1 protein-coding gene is annotated in these 610 nt (G+C 29.5%); it reads left to right on the forward strand.

Going from position 1 to position 610, the window contains the following annotated elements; genetic code table 11:
• A partial coding sequence (locus tag MPF19_RS19160) for an ISAon1 family transposase (RefSeq protein WP_249989866.1) occupies nucleotides 1-578 on the forward strand: 578 nt, incomplete at its 5' end.
• Nucleotides 579-610 lie beyond the last annotated feature (32 nt).

A 610-nucleotide genomic window follows, 5' to 3' on the forward strand; every position in this document is an offset into this window, starting at 1 on the left:
TTATAGATCGATTTCATGTGCAAAAATTAGCTTTAGATGCTTTGCAAGAAATAAGAATTAAACATCGTTGGGAAGCAATAGATAAAGAAAACGACACCATAGAAAACGCTAGAAATAACTCCTTAAAATATGTTCCTGAACTACTACCAAATGGAGATACTCTAAAACAATTATTAGCTAGAAGTAGATATCTATTATATAAATCTAGTAACAAGTGGACTAACACACAACAGGAAAGAGCTGAAATACTTTTTAAAAATTATCCAGATATAGAAAAGGCATACAATTTATGTCAAAAATTATCCTGGATTTATAATCAAACAAAAGATAAAACTGTTGCCTTAATTAGGCTTGCTAAATGGGATGAAAATGTAAGACAAGCAAAGTTTAAAAGCTTTAATAGCATTGCTAGAACAATGTCTGTACATTATCAGAATATACTAAACTATTTTGACAATAGAAGCACAAACGCTTCTGCAGAATCTTTTAATGCCAAAATAAAAGCATTTAGAGCACAATTTAGAGGTGTTAGAAATATCAAATTTTTCCTTTTTAGACTCTCAAATATTTATGCATAATTTCTGAATCCCACAACTTTTGGACTTGATCC

This window comes from Polaribacter sp. Z014 (assembly GCF_023555435.1).
GTDB lineage: Bacteria > Bacteroidota > Bacteroidia > Flavobacteriales > Flavobacteriaceae > Polaribacter.